The organism is Algibacter sp. AS12, from assembly GCF_046736315.1.
In the GTDB taxonomy this organism is placed as follows: Bacteria; Bacteroidota; Bacteroidia; order Flavobacteriales; family Flavobacteriaceae; genus Algibacter_B; species Algibacter_B amylolyticus.
The window spans coordinates 1,443,322-1,457,061 of sequence record NZ_CP151841.1 but is presented as its reverse complement, the minus strand read 5'-3'; the positions used below and the strand labels follow the sequence as shown (position 1 = coordinate 1,457,061).

16 protein-coding genes and 1 pseudogene are annotated in these 13,740 nt (G+C 33.9%); all 17 read left to right on the top strand.

What is annotated here, in order from left to right; all coding sequences use genetic code 11:
• Positions 1–7: 7 nt before the first annotated feature.
• The 17 genes and pseudogenes from AAFN75_RS06150 (at position 8) to AAFN75_RS06070 (ending at position 13,584) form a co-directional block, all read left to right on the top strand.
• Complete coding sequence (locus AAFN75_RS06150) at positions 8–439, top strand: bactofilin family protein (RefSeq protein WP_411808719.1); 432 nt, start codon at positions 8–10, stop codon at positions 437–439.
• On the top strand, positions 384–638 hold the full coding sequence (locus AAFN75_RS06145; protein WP_144114748.1) for an AtpZ/AtpI family protein: 255 nt from the start codon (positions 384–386) through the stop codon (positions 636–638). The genes AAFN75_RS06150 and AAFN75_RS06145 overlap by 56 nt, the downstream gene beginning before the upstream one ends.
• Positions 638–1,009 carry a DUF6168 family protein gene (locus tag AAFN75_RS06140; protein WP_411808718.1) on the top strand — a complete coding sequence of 124 codons (372 nt, stop codon included), beginning with the start codon at positions 638–640 and terminating at the stop codon, positions 1,007–1,009. The genes AAFN75_RS06145 and AAFN75_RS06140 overlap by 1 nt, the downstream gene beginning before the upstream one ends.
• A 116-nt stretch (positions 1,010–1,125) precedes the next feature.
• Positions 1,126–2,232 (top strand): F0F1 ATP synthase subunit A, encoded by a 1,107-nt coding sequence (atpB, locus tag AAFN75_RS06135; RefSeq protein ID WP_411808717.1) that lies wholly within the window; start codon positions 1,126–1,128, stop codon positions 2,230–2,232.
• Between the two features lie 39 nt (positions 2,233–2,271).
• On the top strand, positions 2,272–2,460 hold the full coding sequence (gene atpE / locus AAFN75_RS06130; protein WP_004569351.1) for an ATP synthase F0 subunit C: 189 nt from the start codon (positions 2,272–2,274) through the stop codon (positions 2,458–2,460).
• A gap of 101 nt (positions 2,461–2,561) precedes the next feature.
• Entirely contained in the window at positions 2,562–3,062 is a 501-nt protein-coding gene (locus tag AAFN75_RS06125; RefSeq protein ID WP_144114745.1) for a F0F1 ATP synthase subunit B, read from the top strand.
• 6 nt (positions 3,063–3,068) lie between these two features.
• Entirely contained in the window at positions 3,069–3,605 is a 537-nt protein-coding gene (atpH, locus tag AAFN75_RS06120) for an ATP synthase F1 subunit delta (protein WP_411808716.1), read from the top strand.
• A 28-nt stretch (positions 3,606–3,633) separates the two neighbouring features.
• Positions 3,634–5,214, top strand: coding sequence for a F0F1 ATP synthase subunit alpha (gene atpA, locus AAFN75_RS06115; RefSeq protein ID WP_144114743.1), 1,581 nt, complete (start codon positions 3,634–3,636; stop codon positions 5,212–5,214).
• 139 nt (positions 5,215–5,353) lie between these two features.
• The gene (atpG, locus tag AAFN75_RS06110) at positions 5,354–6,214 is read left to right on the top strand and encodes an ATP synthase F1 subunit gamma (RefSeq protein ID WP_144114742.1); all 861 of its coding nucleotides are present in this window, start codon (positions 5,354–5,356) and stop codon (positions 6,212–6,214) included.
• 110 nt (positions 6,215–6,324) lie between these two features.
• Positions 6,325–7,785, top strand: coding sequence for a polysaccharide biosynthesis C-terminal domain-containing protein (locus AAFN75_RS06105; RefSeq protein WP_411808715.1), 1,461 nt, complete (start codon positions 6,325–6,327; stop codon positions 7,783–7,785).
• Position 7,786: 1 nt separating this feature from the next.
• Positions 7,787–8,221, top strand: coding sequence for a dUTP diphosphatase (gene dut, locus AAFN75_RS06100; protein WP_411808714.1), 435 nt, complete (start codon positions 7,787–7,789; stop codon positions 8,219–8,221).
• A 78-nt stretch (positions 8,222–8,299) separates the two neighbouring features.
• Positions 8,300–8,473, top strand: a pseudogene (locus AAFN75_RS06095) (GIY-YIG nuclease family protein); the annotation flags it as partial.
• A 141-nt stretch (positions 8,474–8,614) separates the two neighbouring features.
• On the top strand, positions 8,615–9,634 hold the full coding sequence (locus AAFN75_RS06090; protein ID WP_411808713.1) for a sugar phosphate nucleotidyltransferase: 1,020 nt from the start codon (positions 8,615–8,617) through the stop codon (positions 9,632–9,634).
• Positions 9,635–9,810: 176 nt separating this feature from the next.
• On the top strand, positions 9,811–11,172 hold the full coding sequence (locus tag AAFN75_RS06085; protein WP_411808712.1) for a tetratricopeptide repeat protein: 1,362 nt from the start codon (positions 9,811–9,813) through the stop codon (positions 11,170–11,172).
• Positions 11,172–11,939 carry a DUF4292 domain-containing protein gene (locus AAFN75_RS06080; protein ID WP_411808711.1) on the top strand — a complete coding sequence of 256 codons (768 nt, stop codon included), beginning with the start codon at positions 11,172–11,174 and terminating at the stop codon, positions 11,937–11,939. Before AAFN75_RS06085 ends, AAFN75_RS06080 begins: the two co-directional genes overlap by 1 nt.
• The gene (locus AAFN75_RS06075) at positions 11,940–13,169 is read left to right on the top strand and encodes a murein hydrolase activator EnvC family protein (RefSeq protein ID WP_411808710.1); all 1,230 of its coding nucleotides are present in this window, start codon (positions 11,940–11,942) and stop codon (positions 13,167–13,169) included. It abuts the gene before it with no gap.
• A gap of 208 nt (positions 13,170–13,377) precedes the next feature.
• Entirely contained in the window at positions 13,378–13,584 is a 207-nt protein-coding gene (locus tag AAFN75_RS06070; protein ID WP_411808709.1) for a hypothetical protein, read from the top strand.
• Positions 13,585–13,740: the final 156 nt, after the last annotated feature.

Genomic DNA, 13,740 nt, shown 5'->3' with positions numbered 1-13,740 from the left:
ACACATTATGTTCTCTGATAGTAAAAAAGTAAAACAAATGACAGAAAGCAACGGAAGTCAAAATATAATTTCTAAAGGCACTCAATTGGTAGGCGATTTTACAAGTCAAGGTGATTTGAGAATAGATGGCAGTATTGAAGGAAATATTAAAACTGCAGGTAAAGTAGTTGTTGGTAAGTCGGGTTTAATAGAGGGTACTTTAAGTGGAACGGATGCTTATTTTGAAGGAAAGTTTTCTGGAAAACTAGTGTTATCTGGTACGTTAACCTTAAAAGCTTCTGCGCATATTGAGGGCGAGGTTGTAGCAGGCAAATTAGCAGTAGAGCCAGGAGCAACCTTTAATGTTACTTGCGTAATGAAAGGCGCTGGAAAAGAAATAAATAATGGCCAACAAGGAAAACTACCACAAGGAAAATCAGAAACAGGGAAAACAGCTTAACCCTTATATTAGGTTCACTTCTATAGCTATTCAAATGGGTTTAACCATTTATTTAGGTAGTAAACTTGGTGCATGGTTAGATGTTAAGCTAGGTAACGAAAATCAACTCTATTATAAAATAGTATCTCTTATAGCGGTGTTTTTTGCCATTTATTCGGTAATAAAACAAGTTATAAAAATAACCAATAAAGATTCTTAATGATTAAACGAATAGTTATAGTAGCCGCATTGTTTTTGCTGCTATTTGGTGTTAGTTATGGTATTCATAACGCTATTTTAAGTTCTAATTTATCCTATTCTTTACTTAATGTTTACCTGTTTTTTGCAATAAGTGCGGTTTTAGTGTATGCTACAGTAGAGGGTGTTTTTAGTAAATTGCCTAATCAAGCAGGTTACGCATACCTCATGATGATGTGTTTAAAAATAGGCGCTTTCGTTTTAATTTTTCAAAAAAGTATTTTTTCCGAAGTGGTGTTATCGCGGGTAGAACGCGTAAATTTAGTAGTGCCATTGTTTTTGTTTTTAATAGCCGAGGCCATAGTTGTAGGGAAACTATTAAACGATAAATAGTTAGTCGTTTTTTAACTAATAAAAACTAATATAAAAAAGAGTTTGCAATTATGAATTATTGTGTACATTTGCACAAATTTTACAGAGCATAAATTTCATTATTTAGTAAAGGCATAATGGTGGCAAAAAAATCTATCAAGTTTATAAAATTTCTAGTACTATTCTTAGTCTCTTTTAACGGTTTTGCAGGCGGTGACAAAAACCCTCAAGGCAATACCATCGATACTCCCGATGAAATTAGAGAATATATTTCTCATCACTTAAAAGATTCTCACGATTTTCATTTTTTTACAGATAATGCATCTGGGACACATTATAGTTTTCCACTTCCTGTTATTGTTTGGACAAGTGAAGGTTTAAAAATATTTATGTCTTCTGCATTTCATCACGATGATGCTGGTCACGTAGTTGTAGAAAAAGGTGGTGTTAAGTTAACAAAGATCCATAGTAAAATATACGAATTAGAAAGCGGAGCATCTTCAGTTAGTTTTGATGAAGACCATCATGCTACAAACGCACACAAAGTTCTAGATTTCTCTATTACTAAAAGTGTTTTTGGTATGTTGTTAGCTGGTTTGTTAATGTTTTTAGGGTTTGTTGCCTTAGCTAAAAGTTATAAAAAGGGACCAATACCAACTGGATTTGGTCGTGTTTTAGAGCCTTTAGTAATTTATGTAAGAGACGATATTGCTAGACCAAACATTGGTGATAAAAAATACAGAAAATTTATGGGGTTCTTACTTACCGTATTTTTCTTTATTTGGATATTAAACTTATTAGGTTTAACACCACTAGGTTTTAATGTTACAGGACAAATAGCAGTAACCGTTTGTTTAGCTATTTTTACAGCAATTATTTATTTATTTAGTGCTAGCAAAGATTTTTGGGCGCATACATTATGGATGCCAGGTGTTCCAGTAATACTAAGACCAATACTTGCAGTTATAGAGTTAGTTGGTTTTGTATTAATTAAACCATTCTCTTTATTAGTGCGTTTATTTGCAAACATGACAGCAGGTCACTTTGTTGTAATGAGTTTAATAGCATTAATGATTACACTTAAAAAAGACTTTGGTCCAATAGGATCAACAGGTATGTCTTTAGTGTTAGCATTATTTATATCGGTTATCGAGATATTGGTAGCCTTTTTACAAGCATTTATATTCACGATGTTATCATCGTTATTTATAGGAATGGCAGTTGAAGAACATGACCATCACTAATAAGAATTTGTTTAATTAATATTTATAAAAACAATTATTATGTACAATTTAATTGGAGCAGGATTAATCGTAATCGGAGGAGGAATCGGATTAGGTCAAATTGGTGGAAAAGCAATGGAAGGTATTGCTAGACAACCAGAAGCAGCTGGAAAAATTCAAACTGCGATGATCATCATCGGTGCCTTATTAGAAGGTTTAGCATTCGGTGCATTAATCTTAGGGAAATAAGAATTTCCTAAAAAACAAATAAAACAGTATTCTGCAACGGTTGGTTGCAGAAGCTGTTTTAAAAAAAATTAAACAAAAAAAAGTTAAGTAATCTATATAGTATGGAAACTTTATTAAATGATTTTTCGGTAGGCTTATTCGTAATGCAAGCGGTTATCTTATTAATAATTATTTTATTAATGAGAAAATTTGCTTGGAAACCAATTCTTAATGCTCTTGATGAAAGAGAAGGCGGAATTGCGAATGCTTTAAAATCTGCTGAAAATGCAAAATTAGAAATGCAAAATCTTCAAGCGGATAACCAAAGGTTATTAAAAGAAGCTAGAGCAGAACGTGAGGAAATGCTTAAAGAAGCACGCGATATGAAAAATAAGATTATCGAAGATGCTAAAACTGAAGCTAGCGATACTGCTAATAAATTAGTAGCACAAGCTCAAGCAAGTATAGAATCTGAAAAGAAAGCAGCTATTGCAGATTTAAAATCTCAAGTGGCTAACTTATCATTAGAAATTGCAGAAAAAGTAGTGCGTACAGAATTATCTAACAAAGACAAGCAATTACAATTGGTTGAAACTATGTTAGGTGAAAAATCATTAAACTAAGTTATAATGGCGGGAGCAAGAGCAGCAATACGTTACGCAAAGGCATTATTAAGTTTAGCTACAGATCAAAAAACAACAGATGTTGTTAATAATGATATGAAGCTAATTGCTGATACCGTTGCAGGAAATAAAGAATTGAACGACATGCTTCAAAGTCCTGTAATAACTTCTTCAGATAAAAAAGCTGTTTTATTAGAGGTGTTTAAAGGGTCTGATAAAAGTACTTTAGATTTAATTAGTACGTTAAGTACAAATAACAGAATTTCTATTTTACAGCACGTAGCTTCAAAATACAATCAGTTATTTGATGAGTCTAAAGGTATTCAAATTGCAACAGTTACCACAGCAGTAGAATTAACAGCAGATTTAAAAAAGAAGGTTTTAGCAAAAGCTAAAGAACTTACAGGTAAAGATGTTGAGGTAGAAAACATTATAGATGAAAGCATTTTAGGTGGTTTCATTTTACGTATAGGTGATACACAATACAACGCAAGTGTTGCAAATCAACTTAATAAGTTAAAACAAGAATTTACATTAAACTAAGATCTTTTAGATCTAAATAAACAATAAGATGGCAGAAGTAAAACCAGCTGAAATATCAGCAATCTTAAAAAAACAACTTTCAGGTTTTGAGGCGAGCGCTTCATTAGATGAAGTAGGAACTGTATTAACTGTAGGTGACGGTATTGTTCGTGCTTACGGATTAGCTAACGCTCAATATGGAGAGTTAGTAGAATTCGAAGGCGGGTTAGAAGGTATTGTACTTAACTTAGAAGAGGATAACGTAGGTATCGTATTATTAGGTACTTCTGTTGGCGTTAGAGAAGGGTCTACTGTAAAACGTACTTCTCGTATTGCATCTATCAAAGTTGGAGAAGGTATTGTTGGTCGTGTTGTAGATACTTTAGGTAACCCTATTGATGGTAAAGGACCAATAACAGGTGAAACTTACGAAATGCCTTTAGAGCGTAAAGCTCCTGGTGTTATTTATAGAGAGCCGGTAACCGAGCCATTACAAACAGGTATTAAAGCAATTGATGCTATGATTCCAGTTGGTAGAGGTCAACGTGAGTTGGTAATTGGAGATAGACAAACTGGTAAAACAGCTGTTTGTATTGATACCATTATTAATCAAAAAGAATTTTACGATGCAGGTGAGCCTGTATATTGTATATATGTTGCTGTAGGTCAAAAAGCCTCAACAGTAGCACTTATTGCTAAAACATTAGAAGAAAAAGGCGCATTAGCTTATACCACTATAGTAGCTGCAAATGCATCAGATCCTGCTGCAATGCAAGTTTATGCACCATTTACAGGAGCTTCTATTGGAGAGTATTTTAGAGATACTGGTCGTCCAGCATTAATTGTATTTGATGATTTATCAAAACAAGCTGTTGCTTACCGTGAGGTATCTTTATTATTACGTCGTCCACCGGGACGTGAGGCGTATCCTGGGGATGTATTTTATTTACACTCAAGATTATTAGAACGTTCTGCAAAAGTTATTAATAACGATGCTATTGCTAAAGAAATGAATGATTTACCAGATTCGCTTAAGCCAATCGTTAAAGGTGGTGGTTCATTAACAGCTTTACCAATTATTGAAACTCAAGCGGGAGACGTTTCTGCATATATTCCAACAAACGTAATTTCTATTACGGATGGTCAGATTTTCTTAGATGGAGATTTATTTAACTCTGGTGTACGTCCAGCAATTAACGTAGGTATTTCTGTATCTCGTGTTGGTGGTAACGCTCAGATTAAATCTATGAAAAAAGTATCTGGTACTTTAAAATTAGATCAAGCTCAGTTCCGTGAGTTAGAAGCTTTCGCTAAGTTTGGTTCAGATTTAGATGCTGTTACTTTAAACGTAATTAATAAAGGTAAGCGTAACGTAGAGATCTTAAAACAAGCTCAAAACGATCCATTTACTGTTGAAGATCAAGTTGCAATTATCTATGCAGGATCTAAAAACTTATTAAAAGATGTTCCTGTAGAGAAAGTAAAAGAATTTGAACGCGATTTTATCGAATTCTTAAAAGCTAAACATAGTGATGTTTTAGCAACTTTAAAAGCAGGTAAATTAACTGATGAAGTTACAGATACATTAACAGCTGTAGCAAAAGATTTATCAGGTAAATATAGAGCATAAAAAGTGAGAGTTTAAAGTTATGAGTTTAGAGTGTTTCTAGCTTATAACTTTAAATTTAAAGTGTAAAATTAATGTCACTCTAAGTCTAGTCTGTTCAAATGGCAGTCTAAGCATCGAAGAGTCTTTATAAAAATAAAGAATGGCGAATCTTAAAGAAATACGTAACAGAATATCATCAGTATCTTCAACGATGCAGATTACCAGTGCCATGAAAATGGTATCGGCTGCAAAGTTAAAGAAAGCGCAAGATGCTATTACCGCAATGCGTCCTTATGCTGATAAGTTAACCGAACTTTTACAAAGTTTAAGTGCAACTTTAGATGCAGATTCTGGAAGTGCATATTCTGAACAACGCGAATTAAAAAAAGTACTTATAGTTGCAATTACTTCTAATAGAGGTTTAGCTGGTGCATTTAATTCAAACATTATAAAAGAAGTTAACAGATTAACGTCTGAAACTTATGCAAACCAAGAAGTTTCTTATTTCGCTATTGGTAAAAAAGCAAACGATGCTTTTAAGAAAACCAATAATGTAATTGCCAATAAAAGTGAGATTTTCGATAATTTAAATTTCGAAAATGTTGCCGAAATTGCAGAAGGTTTAATGGAGAAGTTTGTTGCTGGAGAGTTTGATAAAATTGAAATAGTTTATAACAAATTCAAAAATGCTGCAACTCAAATAGTAATGACTGAGCAATTTTTACCAATTGTACCTGTAAAAGGAGAGGTAACAGTTAATGCAGATTACATCTTTGAGCCATCAAAATTAGAAATTGTAGAAGAGTTAATACCTAAGTCTTTAAAAACACAATTGTATAAAGGTCTTAGAGATTCTTTTGCCTCTGAACATGGTGCACGTATGACGGCAATGCATAAAGCAACCGATAATGCTACCGAGTTAAGAGATCAACTTAAATTAACTTATAATAAAGCACGTCAAGCTGCTATTACTAACGAAATCCTTGAGATTGTTGGTGGTGCAGAAGCTTTAAATAATTAATACATTCTTGCGAAGGCAGGAATCTTAACAAAATCTAAAACCTAACTTTAACGAGTTAGGTTTTTTTGGTTTAAAAGCCCTATTTTTAACCTTATAAATAAGCAATTTTTTTGAGCGGATTAAAATCTTTATTCAAACAAACATTTATTTACGGGTTAGCAACAGTCTTACCTAGAATGTTGAGTTTCTTGTTGGTTCGCCTTCATACCGATGAAAGTGTGCTAAAATCGGTTGCCGATTATGGCGATGTATCCTTAATATTTTCCTATTTCGTAATCTTTAATGTCATTTTAGCTTATGGTATGGAAACCGCCTTTTTCAGGTTTTTTAATAAGGAAGACGACAAAGCAAAGGTTATTGGCACATCTACTATATCGCTAATAATAACATCTTTTGGTTTTTTTGTTCTTGCTTTACTGTTTCAAAACCAAATCTCCAGTTTTGTAGATATAAAAGTGGAATACATCCAATTAGTGGTCTGGATTCTACTATTTGATGCTTTGGTAATTATTCCATTTGCATGGTTAAGAGCCAATGCAAAACCCATGAAATATGCTATTATTAAAATACTAAACGTGGTTATAAATTTAGGTTTAAACCTGTTTTTACTGCTATGGTTAAAAGATTTGGCATCAGAGTATGCTGTATTGCAACAGCTGTACAAACCAAATTATCAAGTTAATTATATATTTATAGCCAATTTAGTAGCTAGTGCAGTGACTTTAGTATTAATGTTGCCTTTCTATTTTAAGGTTAAATTTACTTTTAACAACGTACTTTGGAAACAGATGATGCAGTACGCTTTTCCTGTGTTAATAGCAGGTGTTGCTTTTTCAATAAACGAAAGTTTCGATCGTATTTTATTAGACAAATTATTACCCGAAGCTATTGCCAAAACAGAAATTGGTATGTATTCGGCGTGTTATAAGCTAGCGTTGTTTATGATGCTATTTGCTACCGCATATCGTTTGGGTGTTGAGCCTTTCTTTTTTAGTCATGCTAAAACAGAAAACCCACAAAAAAATTACGCTATCATACTTGAGTATTTTGTAATTTTTGGATCCGTTATTTTGCTAGCAGTTGTGGTTTTTGCCGATGTGTTAAAAGTTATTTTTATTGGCAATCAAGAGTATTGGGAAGCCATGTGGATTGTTCCGGTAATTTTAATAGCCAATTTCTGCCTGGGTATTTATCATAACCTTTCTGTTTGGTATAAAGTTACAGATAGAACTAAGTTTGGCGCGTATATATCTATTTTCGGTGCTGTGTTAACCTTAGGTTTAAACTTTTGGTTAATACCTATATTAAGTTATAGAGGTTCGGCCATAGCGACTTTAGCTGCCTATGCGTCTATGATGTTGTTGTCGTATTATTTTGGTAGAAAGTATTATCCTATTCCATACAACATTAAGAAAATTGCTATGTATTTAGGGCTATCTATAGCGCTGTCTTTAGTATCTTTTTATCAATTTAGAGGCCAATATATTGTTGGAATTTCTATGTTAATTGTATTTTTGGCGATAGTATATTTTGCTGAACAGAAAGTCATTAAACAACTTTTAAAACGATAACATGCAAATTAAAATTATAAATAAATCTAATCACGATTTACCGCATTATGAAACGATGGCTTCGGCAGGTATGGATTTACGTGCCAACCTTACCGAAAGCATCACATTACACCCCATGGAACGCAAAATAGTGCCTACAGGCTTGTTTTTAGAGCTTCCAGTTGGTATTGAAGCACAAGTGCGACCTAGAAGTGGTTTAGCGGCTAAAAAGGGCATTACAGTGCTTAATGCTCCAGGAACAGTCGATGCAGATTATAGAGGTGAAGTTGGTGTGATATTAATTAACTTATCACATGAAAACTTTACTGTAGAAAACGGTGAACGTATTGCTCAATTAGTTATTGCAAAACATGAACGTGCAGAATGGCAGGAAGTAGAAGTGCTTTCTGAAACGGCTAGAGGTGAAGGTGGTTTTGGGAGTACGGGAGTAAAATAGTTCCTGCGGAGGTAGGAATCTCTTAGTCGATAATAATTGAAATATTGGTGTGTGTATATAATGTAAAATAAGCCTAATGGCGTATTATACATTGGTTTTACATACAGTTTAGAAGAAAGAGTAAAAGAGCATAAATTAAAGGTTTATCCTAAATCATTTACCGCGAAGTATATTTGCGATAAACTGATATATTTTGAAGAGTTTGATAACGGCAATGAAGCTGAAAAAAGAGAAAGACAATTCAAGAAATGAAAACGAGATTGGAAAATTAAATTAATTGAAGAAATGAATCCTAGTTGGTCGGATTTGAGTATTAACTGGAATTTAAATTACAATAAATTAAGAAAATAAAGTTTAACATTAAAAGATTCCCCGTCAAGCGGGGCATGTGATATGAAAATAATAGTACCAATGGCGGGTCGAGGATCTCGATTACGACCACATAGTTTAACTGTACCAAAACCATTAATTCCAGTTGCTGGACAACCTATTGTTCACAGATTGGTAAAAGATATCGTCAAAGTTTTAAAACAACCTATTGAGGAAATAGCGTTTGTTTTAGGTGATCCAGCATGGTTTGGAGAAGAGGTTGTTGCTAGTCTAGAAAAATTGGCAACAGATTTAGGCGCTAAAGCCTCTATTTACCGCCAGGACAAACCACTTGGAACAGGTCATGCTATTATGTGTGCAAAACCATCTTTGTCTGGTCCTGCAGTAATTGCTTATGCCGATACCTTAATTAGAGCAGAGTTCGATTTAGATCCATCTGCAGATAGCGTTATTTGGACAAAACAAGTGGATAACCCAGAAGCTTACGGTGTGGTTAAATTAAATGCTAACCAAGAGATTGTGGAATTGGTTGAAAAACCAGAAACTTTTGTGTCCGATCAAGCAGTAATAGGTATCTATTATTTTAAAGATGTTGCCGTTTTAAAAGGGAAGCTACAAGAAATCCTTGATGAAAACATTATGAATGGTGGCGAATACCAAATTAACGATGGTATTAAGCGCATGATGGCCGAAGGTAAAGTATTTAAAACAGGAACTGTTGATGAGTGGATGGACTGCGGAAACAAAGCCATAACTATAGAGACTAACCAACGTATGCTAGGGTTTTTAAAGGTTGATGGCGAGGAAACATTAGTAGCAGATTCGGCTAAACTTGAAAATTCTAATATTATTGAGCCGTGTTTTATAGGTGAAAATGTGGTGCTTAAAAACACAACTATTGGACCCTTTGTATCGGTTGGAAATGGCACAGTTATTGAAAATTGTACGATTGAAAACAGCTTGATTCAAACGAATTCTGAAATTAAAAACGCTAAGTTAAACAATGCTATGATTGGTAATAACGTTAGGTATAATGGCGAATTTACTAGCATAAGTATTGGTGATTATTCGGTGTTAGAGTAAATTCCTGCGAAGGCAGGAATCTCATAAAATGATGTTAGCAAATAGTATTTGACCAATAACTGAAGACTGCCAATTCCAGACTGACCCGCGTTAGGGATTGAGCAACTGTTGGAGCTCCTCGCAAAGAGCGACTTGTGAAAGCCCGACCTTTAGGTAACGCCCAAATATTGAAAATAATGAAACAAAAAATCTACATATTATTTTTTTTCTTCGGAATGCTATTGCTTCCGCAGATAAACTATGCGCAGGTAGATTTTAATAAAACGCCCGACGACGATTTAGGGAATAACGAAGATGCGTTTCAGGAGTTGTTTTACGAAGCTTTGAAGCAAAAAGGCATTGAGAATTATGATAGAGCTGCCGAAGCTTTGCAGAAGTGTATTGACATGGATAATTCGGTGCCTGTGTTATATTTTGAGTTGGGTAAAAGTTACATGAAGCTTAAAAATTTTGGTGAAGCTGAAGATGCCTTAAAAAAAGCGGTGGACAAAGACCCAGATAACGAATGGTTTTTAGATGAGCTTTACGGGTTTTATGCCTCGCAAAACGAGTACGATTTAGCCATTAAAACGGTAAAGCAGTTGGTGCGATTTCATCCGGATTACAAGGAGGATTTAGCATCCCTTTATGTGCAAACAAAAAAGTATGACAATGCTTTAGAAATTTTGGATGCTTTAGATGCCGAATTTGGCGTTTCGATAAGTCGAGATGTTATGCGAAATCGAATTTACGAAGCTACAGGACGTAAAGAGGACCAAATAGAAAATTTAGAATCGCGTGTTGAAAACAACCCAGAAAAGGAATCGAATTATTTAGCACTTATTTTTAGGTATAGTGAAAATAACGAAAAAGAAAAGGCTTTTGAAACGGCTAAAGAACTTTTAAAGGTTAATCCCAATTCACAATTAGTGCATTTAGCATTATACAAGTTTTATTTAGACGATAACGATGCTGAACAGGCTATTGAGAGCATGAAATTGGTGGTTAAAAGCACTAAAATTAAGCCCGAATCTAAATTAAAAGTACTTAAGGATTTTGTGAATTTTGTTAAAGAAAATCCGGAGTACGAAAGCGATTTGGTTGAGGCTACAGCTTTGGTTAGCGATGCCGATAATAGTAAATCTGTAGAGGAGTTAGGACAATATTATTTAGCAAAAAATGATAAGGTAAAAGCTTTAGAAAATTTTGAAGAAGCTTTAAAACTAGAACCAAATAATTTTAAGATATTGCAAAATGTGATGTTGTTATATATCGATTTAGAAAAGTTTGAGCAGGCTAAAACAATAAGTAGCGAAGCGCTTGAGAGCTACCCATCCCAACCCGTTATTTACCTTATAAATGGCGTAGCTTTAAACGCCTTAAACCAACCCAAAGACGCTATTGAAGCTTTAGAAACTGGAGTAGATTATATTGTTGAAGACAGCAAAATGGAAGCCGATTTTTACAAGCAACTTAGTAAAGCTTATACCTTACTAAACAATACAACAAAAGCAAAAGCGTTTAGTGATAAGGCAAAACAAATACATCCCCAAAATTAATGCAAACAACTTCAAAAATTATTTTAGGCTTATGTACTATACTACTGTTTAATTGTAAATCTGCAAAAACAGTAAGAGGTGGCGAGGCTAATTTAAATTTATCTACAAGACAAGTTATAAAGGAAAACGCTAAACAAGTTGCCACTTTTAAAACCTTACAATCTAGACTAAAAATAAGCTATACGCAAAAGGGAAAATCGCAGTCGCACACGGTTACTTTTAGAGCCAAAAAGGGCGAAGCCATATGGATAAACGCGCCGTTTTCTGTTATACGCGCTTTGGTAACTCCAGAAAAAGTGAGCTTTTATAATAAGCTGGATAAAACGTATTTTGATGGCGATTACAAATATTTAAGCGATTTACTAGGGACCGAATTGGATTTTAATAAAGTTGAGAATTTACTATTAGGTGAAACCTTATATGATTTGAACGCTAGCGACTATACCACAAGTGTAGACCAAGAAGCTTATATTGTTCAACCAAAAAATCAGCGTGCGTTATTCGAGATTTTCTTTTTATTAAACGCATCGAATTTTAAGGTAAAATCGCAGCAAATATCGCAACCAAAGGAATTTAGACATTTACAAATTGATTATTTAAAGTATCAATATTTAGATAGTCAAATTATTCCGGAGTTAATAAAAGTAATTGCTGTTGAAGCGAACGAGGAAATGCTTATAGAATTAGAAATGAAAAGTGTGTCTTTAAACGAAGCGTTACGTTTTCCGTTTAAAATACCTTCGGGTTTTGAAGAAATTAAGCTATAAATGAAAGTGAGTAAAAGTACATACCGGCTTATTTTTATTTTAGGGTTTTTGTTGTGCAGTAGCTTTAGTTTTTCGCAAAGCGATAAGCAGAAGCAATTAGAATCTCGCCGACAAGAGCTGCGCAGAGAAATTGAAAAAATTAACGAGTTACGTAACCAGACTAAATATAAAACAAAGTCCGAGCTTAGTTTAATTGAAGATTTTAACCATAAAATTAGTGTGCTTTCTAATTTAATAAAAGTAACCAACCAGCAAGCCAATTTACTTACACGAGAGATAAACACGAACCAAAATAAAATATCCAATTTAAGAGACGAACTAAAGCAGTTAAAGGAAGATTATGCTGCCATGATCGTGAAGTCTTATAAAAGCAAAAACCAACAAAGTCGTATTATGTTTTTGCTGTCCAGTAATGATTTTAAGCAAGCTTATAAGCGTTTGCAGTACATAAAGCAATACGCAGACCACCAGAAGCAACAAGGCGAGATTATAAAGGCTAAAACGCTGGAGTTACAGGATATTAATGCGAGTTTATTAAAGCAACAAGAGGATAAAAAGAAATTGATTGCCGAAAACAGGGTGGTTCAAAAATCGTTAGAAGCCGAACTTAAACAGCACGAAGTTGTTATGGCGGCGTTAAAAAAGAACATGTCTAGGTATGTTGCCGAAATTAAACAAAAGCAACGTGAAGCCGATAAAATTGATAGAGAAATAGACCGTATTATTAAAGCGGCTATTGCAAAATCTAACAAAAAAGCGGGGAAAACTACCAGTTCTAAAAGTTTTGCTTTAACCGCTGAAGAAGAGGTGCTAGCCTCTAACTTTATTTCGAACAAAGGAAAACTACCTTGGCCAGTTGAAAAAGGTTTTGTGCGTTTAGGTTATGGTAAACAACCGCATCCTATTGATAGATCGTTAACCATTAATAGTAACGGTGTTCGAATTGCTACCGAAAAAGGCGCAAAAGCAAGAGCCGTTTTTGATGGCGAAGTAAGCGAAATTCTTAAAATGAAAAACGTGAATCCTATAGTAATGATTCGCCACGGAAATTACTTAACCCTGTATAGAAACTTATCGCAAGTGTATGTTAAAAAAGGGGATAAGGTTAAAACCAAACAGGTTATTGGAGAGGTGTTTACAAATCCATCAAACGGTGAAACGATTTTAAGTTTTACGCTATCTAAAGGTACTGCAACCGAGAATCCTGCGAGTTGGATTTATAAGATGTAGATTCACATTACATATTATTTATTCTTTTTTGGAAGAAAAACATAGATTTACTCAACCCATAATTCAATCAATGAAAACTTTACTGAAAGGCGAAGTTAAATTTGTTGAAAATTATAATGATTGGTCTGTTGAAGTTTTTGCAAAAAGGAATTAGAGAAGAATAAGACTTGATCTAGCATCTCGAAATTCTAACCTTAAAGGAGAATTTGTGTCTTGGGCTCTTACAGAAGTTAAGCTCTTAACTTTAATTTCTAGATCGGATACTTTTAGTTTTTCTGGAGAAAAAAGTAAGTTTTCTGAGTTAATTTTGGAAAGTACAGTGGCACAATCTTTAATGACAAGTAGAAATGCAAAGATAAAATTAAGTGGTAAGTGTTTGGTTTTTAGTGGTGGAATTAGAAAAAAGACAATTTGAGTTTATCGAATGTTTTTATATTGAATGAGATGTTATTATGGGAATTTGGTAAAATCATCTAAAACAGTGAGAATCCAAGTTCTCAAAGTCAATAAATATTAGAAATTCTACTCTCGCGTTAGGTATTGACGTGAAAAGCCCACAGCCCGACGAAGG

Excerpts from the sequence above, each read along its gene's own strand:
- AAFN75_RS06150 (WP_411808719.1), top strand. The coding sequence starts at position 8 with ATGTTCTCTGATAGTAAAAAAGTAAAACAAATGACAGAAAGCAACGGA.
- AAFN75_RS06145 (WP_144114748.1), top strand. The coding sequence starts at position 384 with ATGGCCAACAAGGAAAACTACCACAAGGAAAATCAGAAACAGGGAAAA.
- AAFN75_RS06140 (WP_411808718.1), top strand. The coding sequence starts at position 638 with ATGATTAAACGAATAGTTATAGTAGCCGCATTGTTTTTGCTGCTATTT.
- atpB (WP_411808717.1), top strand. The coding sequence starts at position 1,126 with ATGGTGGCAAAAAAATCTATCAAGTTTATAAAATTTCTAGTACTATTC.
- atpE (WP_004569351.1), top strand. The coding sequence starts at position 2,272 with ATGTACAATTTAATTGGAGCAGGATTAATCGTAATCGGAGGAGGAATC.
- AAFN75_RS06125 (WP_144114745.1), top strand. The coding sequence starts at position 2,562 with ATGGAAACTTTATTAAATGATTTTTCGGTAGGCTTATTCGTAATGCAA.
- atpH (WP_411808716.1), top strand. The coding sequence starts at position 3,069 with ATGGCGGGAGCAAGAGCAGCAATACGTTACGCAAAGGCATTATTAAGT.
- atpA (WP_144114743.1), top strand. The coding sequence starts at position 3,634 with ATGGCAGAAGTAAAACCAGCTGAAATATCAGCAATCTTAAAAAAACAA.
- atpG (WP_144114742.1), top strand. The coding sequence starts at position 5,354 with ATGGCGAATCTTAAAGAAATACGTAACAGAATATCATCAGTATCTTCA.
- dut (WP_411808714.1), top strand. The coding sequence starts at position 7,787 with ATGCAAATTAAAATTATAAATAAATCTAATCACGATTTACCGCATTAT.
- AAFN75_RS06090 (WP_411808713.1), top strand. The coding sequence starts at position 8,615 with ATGAAAATAATAGTACCAATGGCGGGTCGAGGATCTCGATTACGACCA.
- AAFN75_RS06085 (WP_411808712.1), top strand. The coding sequence starts at position 9,811 with ATGAAACAAAAAATCTACATATTATTTTTTTTCTTCGGAATGCTATTG.
- AAFN75_RS06080 (WP_411808711.1), top strand. The coding sequence starts at position 11,172 with ATGCAAACAACTTCAAAAATTATTTTAGGCTTATGTACTATACTACTG.
- AAFN75_RS06075 (WP_411808710.1), top strand. The coding sequence starts at position 11,940 with ATGAAAGTGAGTAAAAGTACATACCGGCTTATTTTTATTTTAGGGTTT.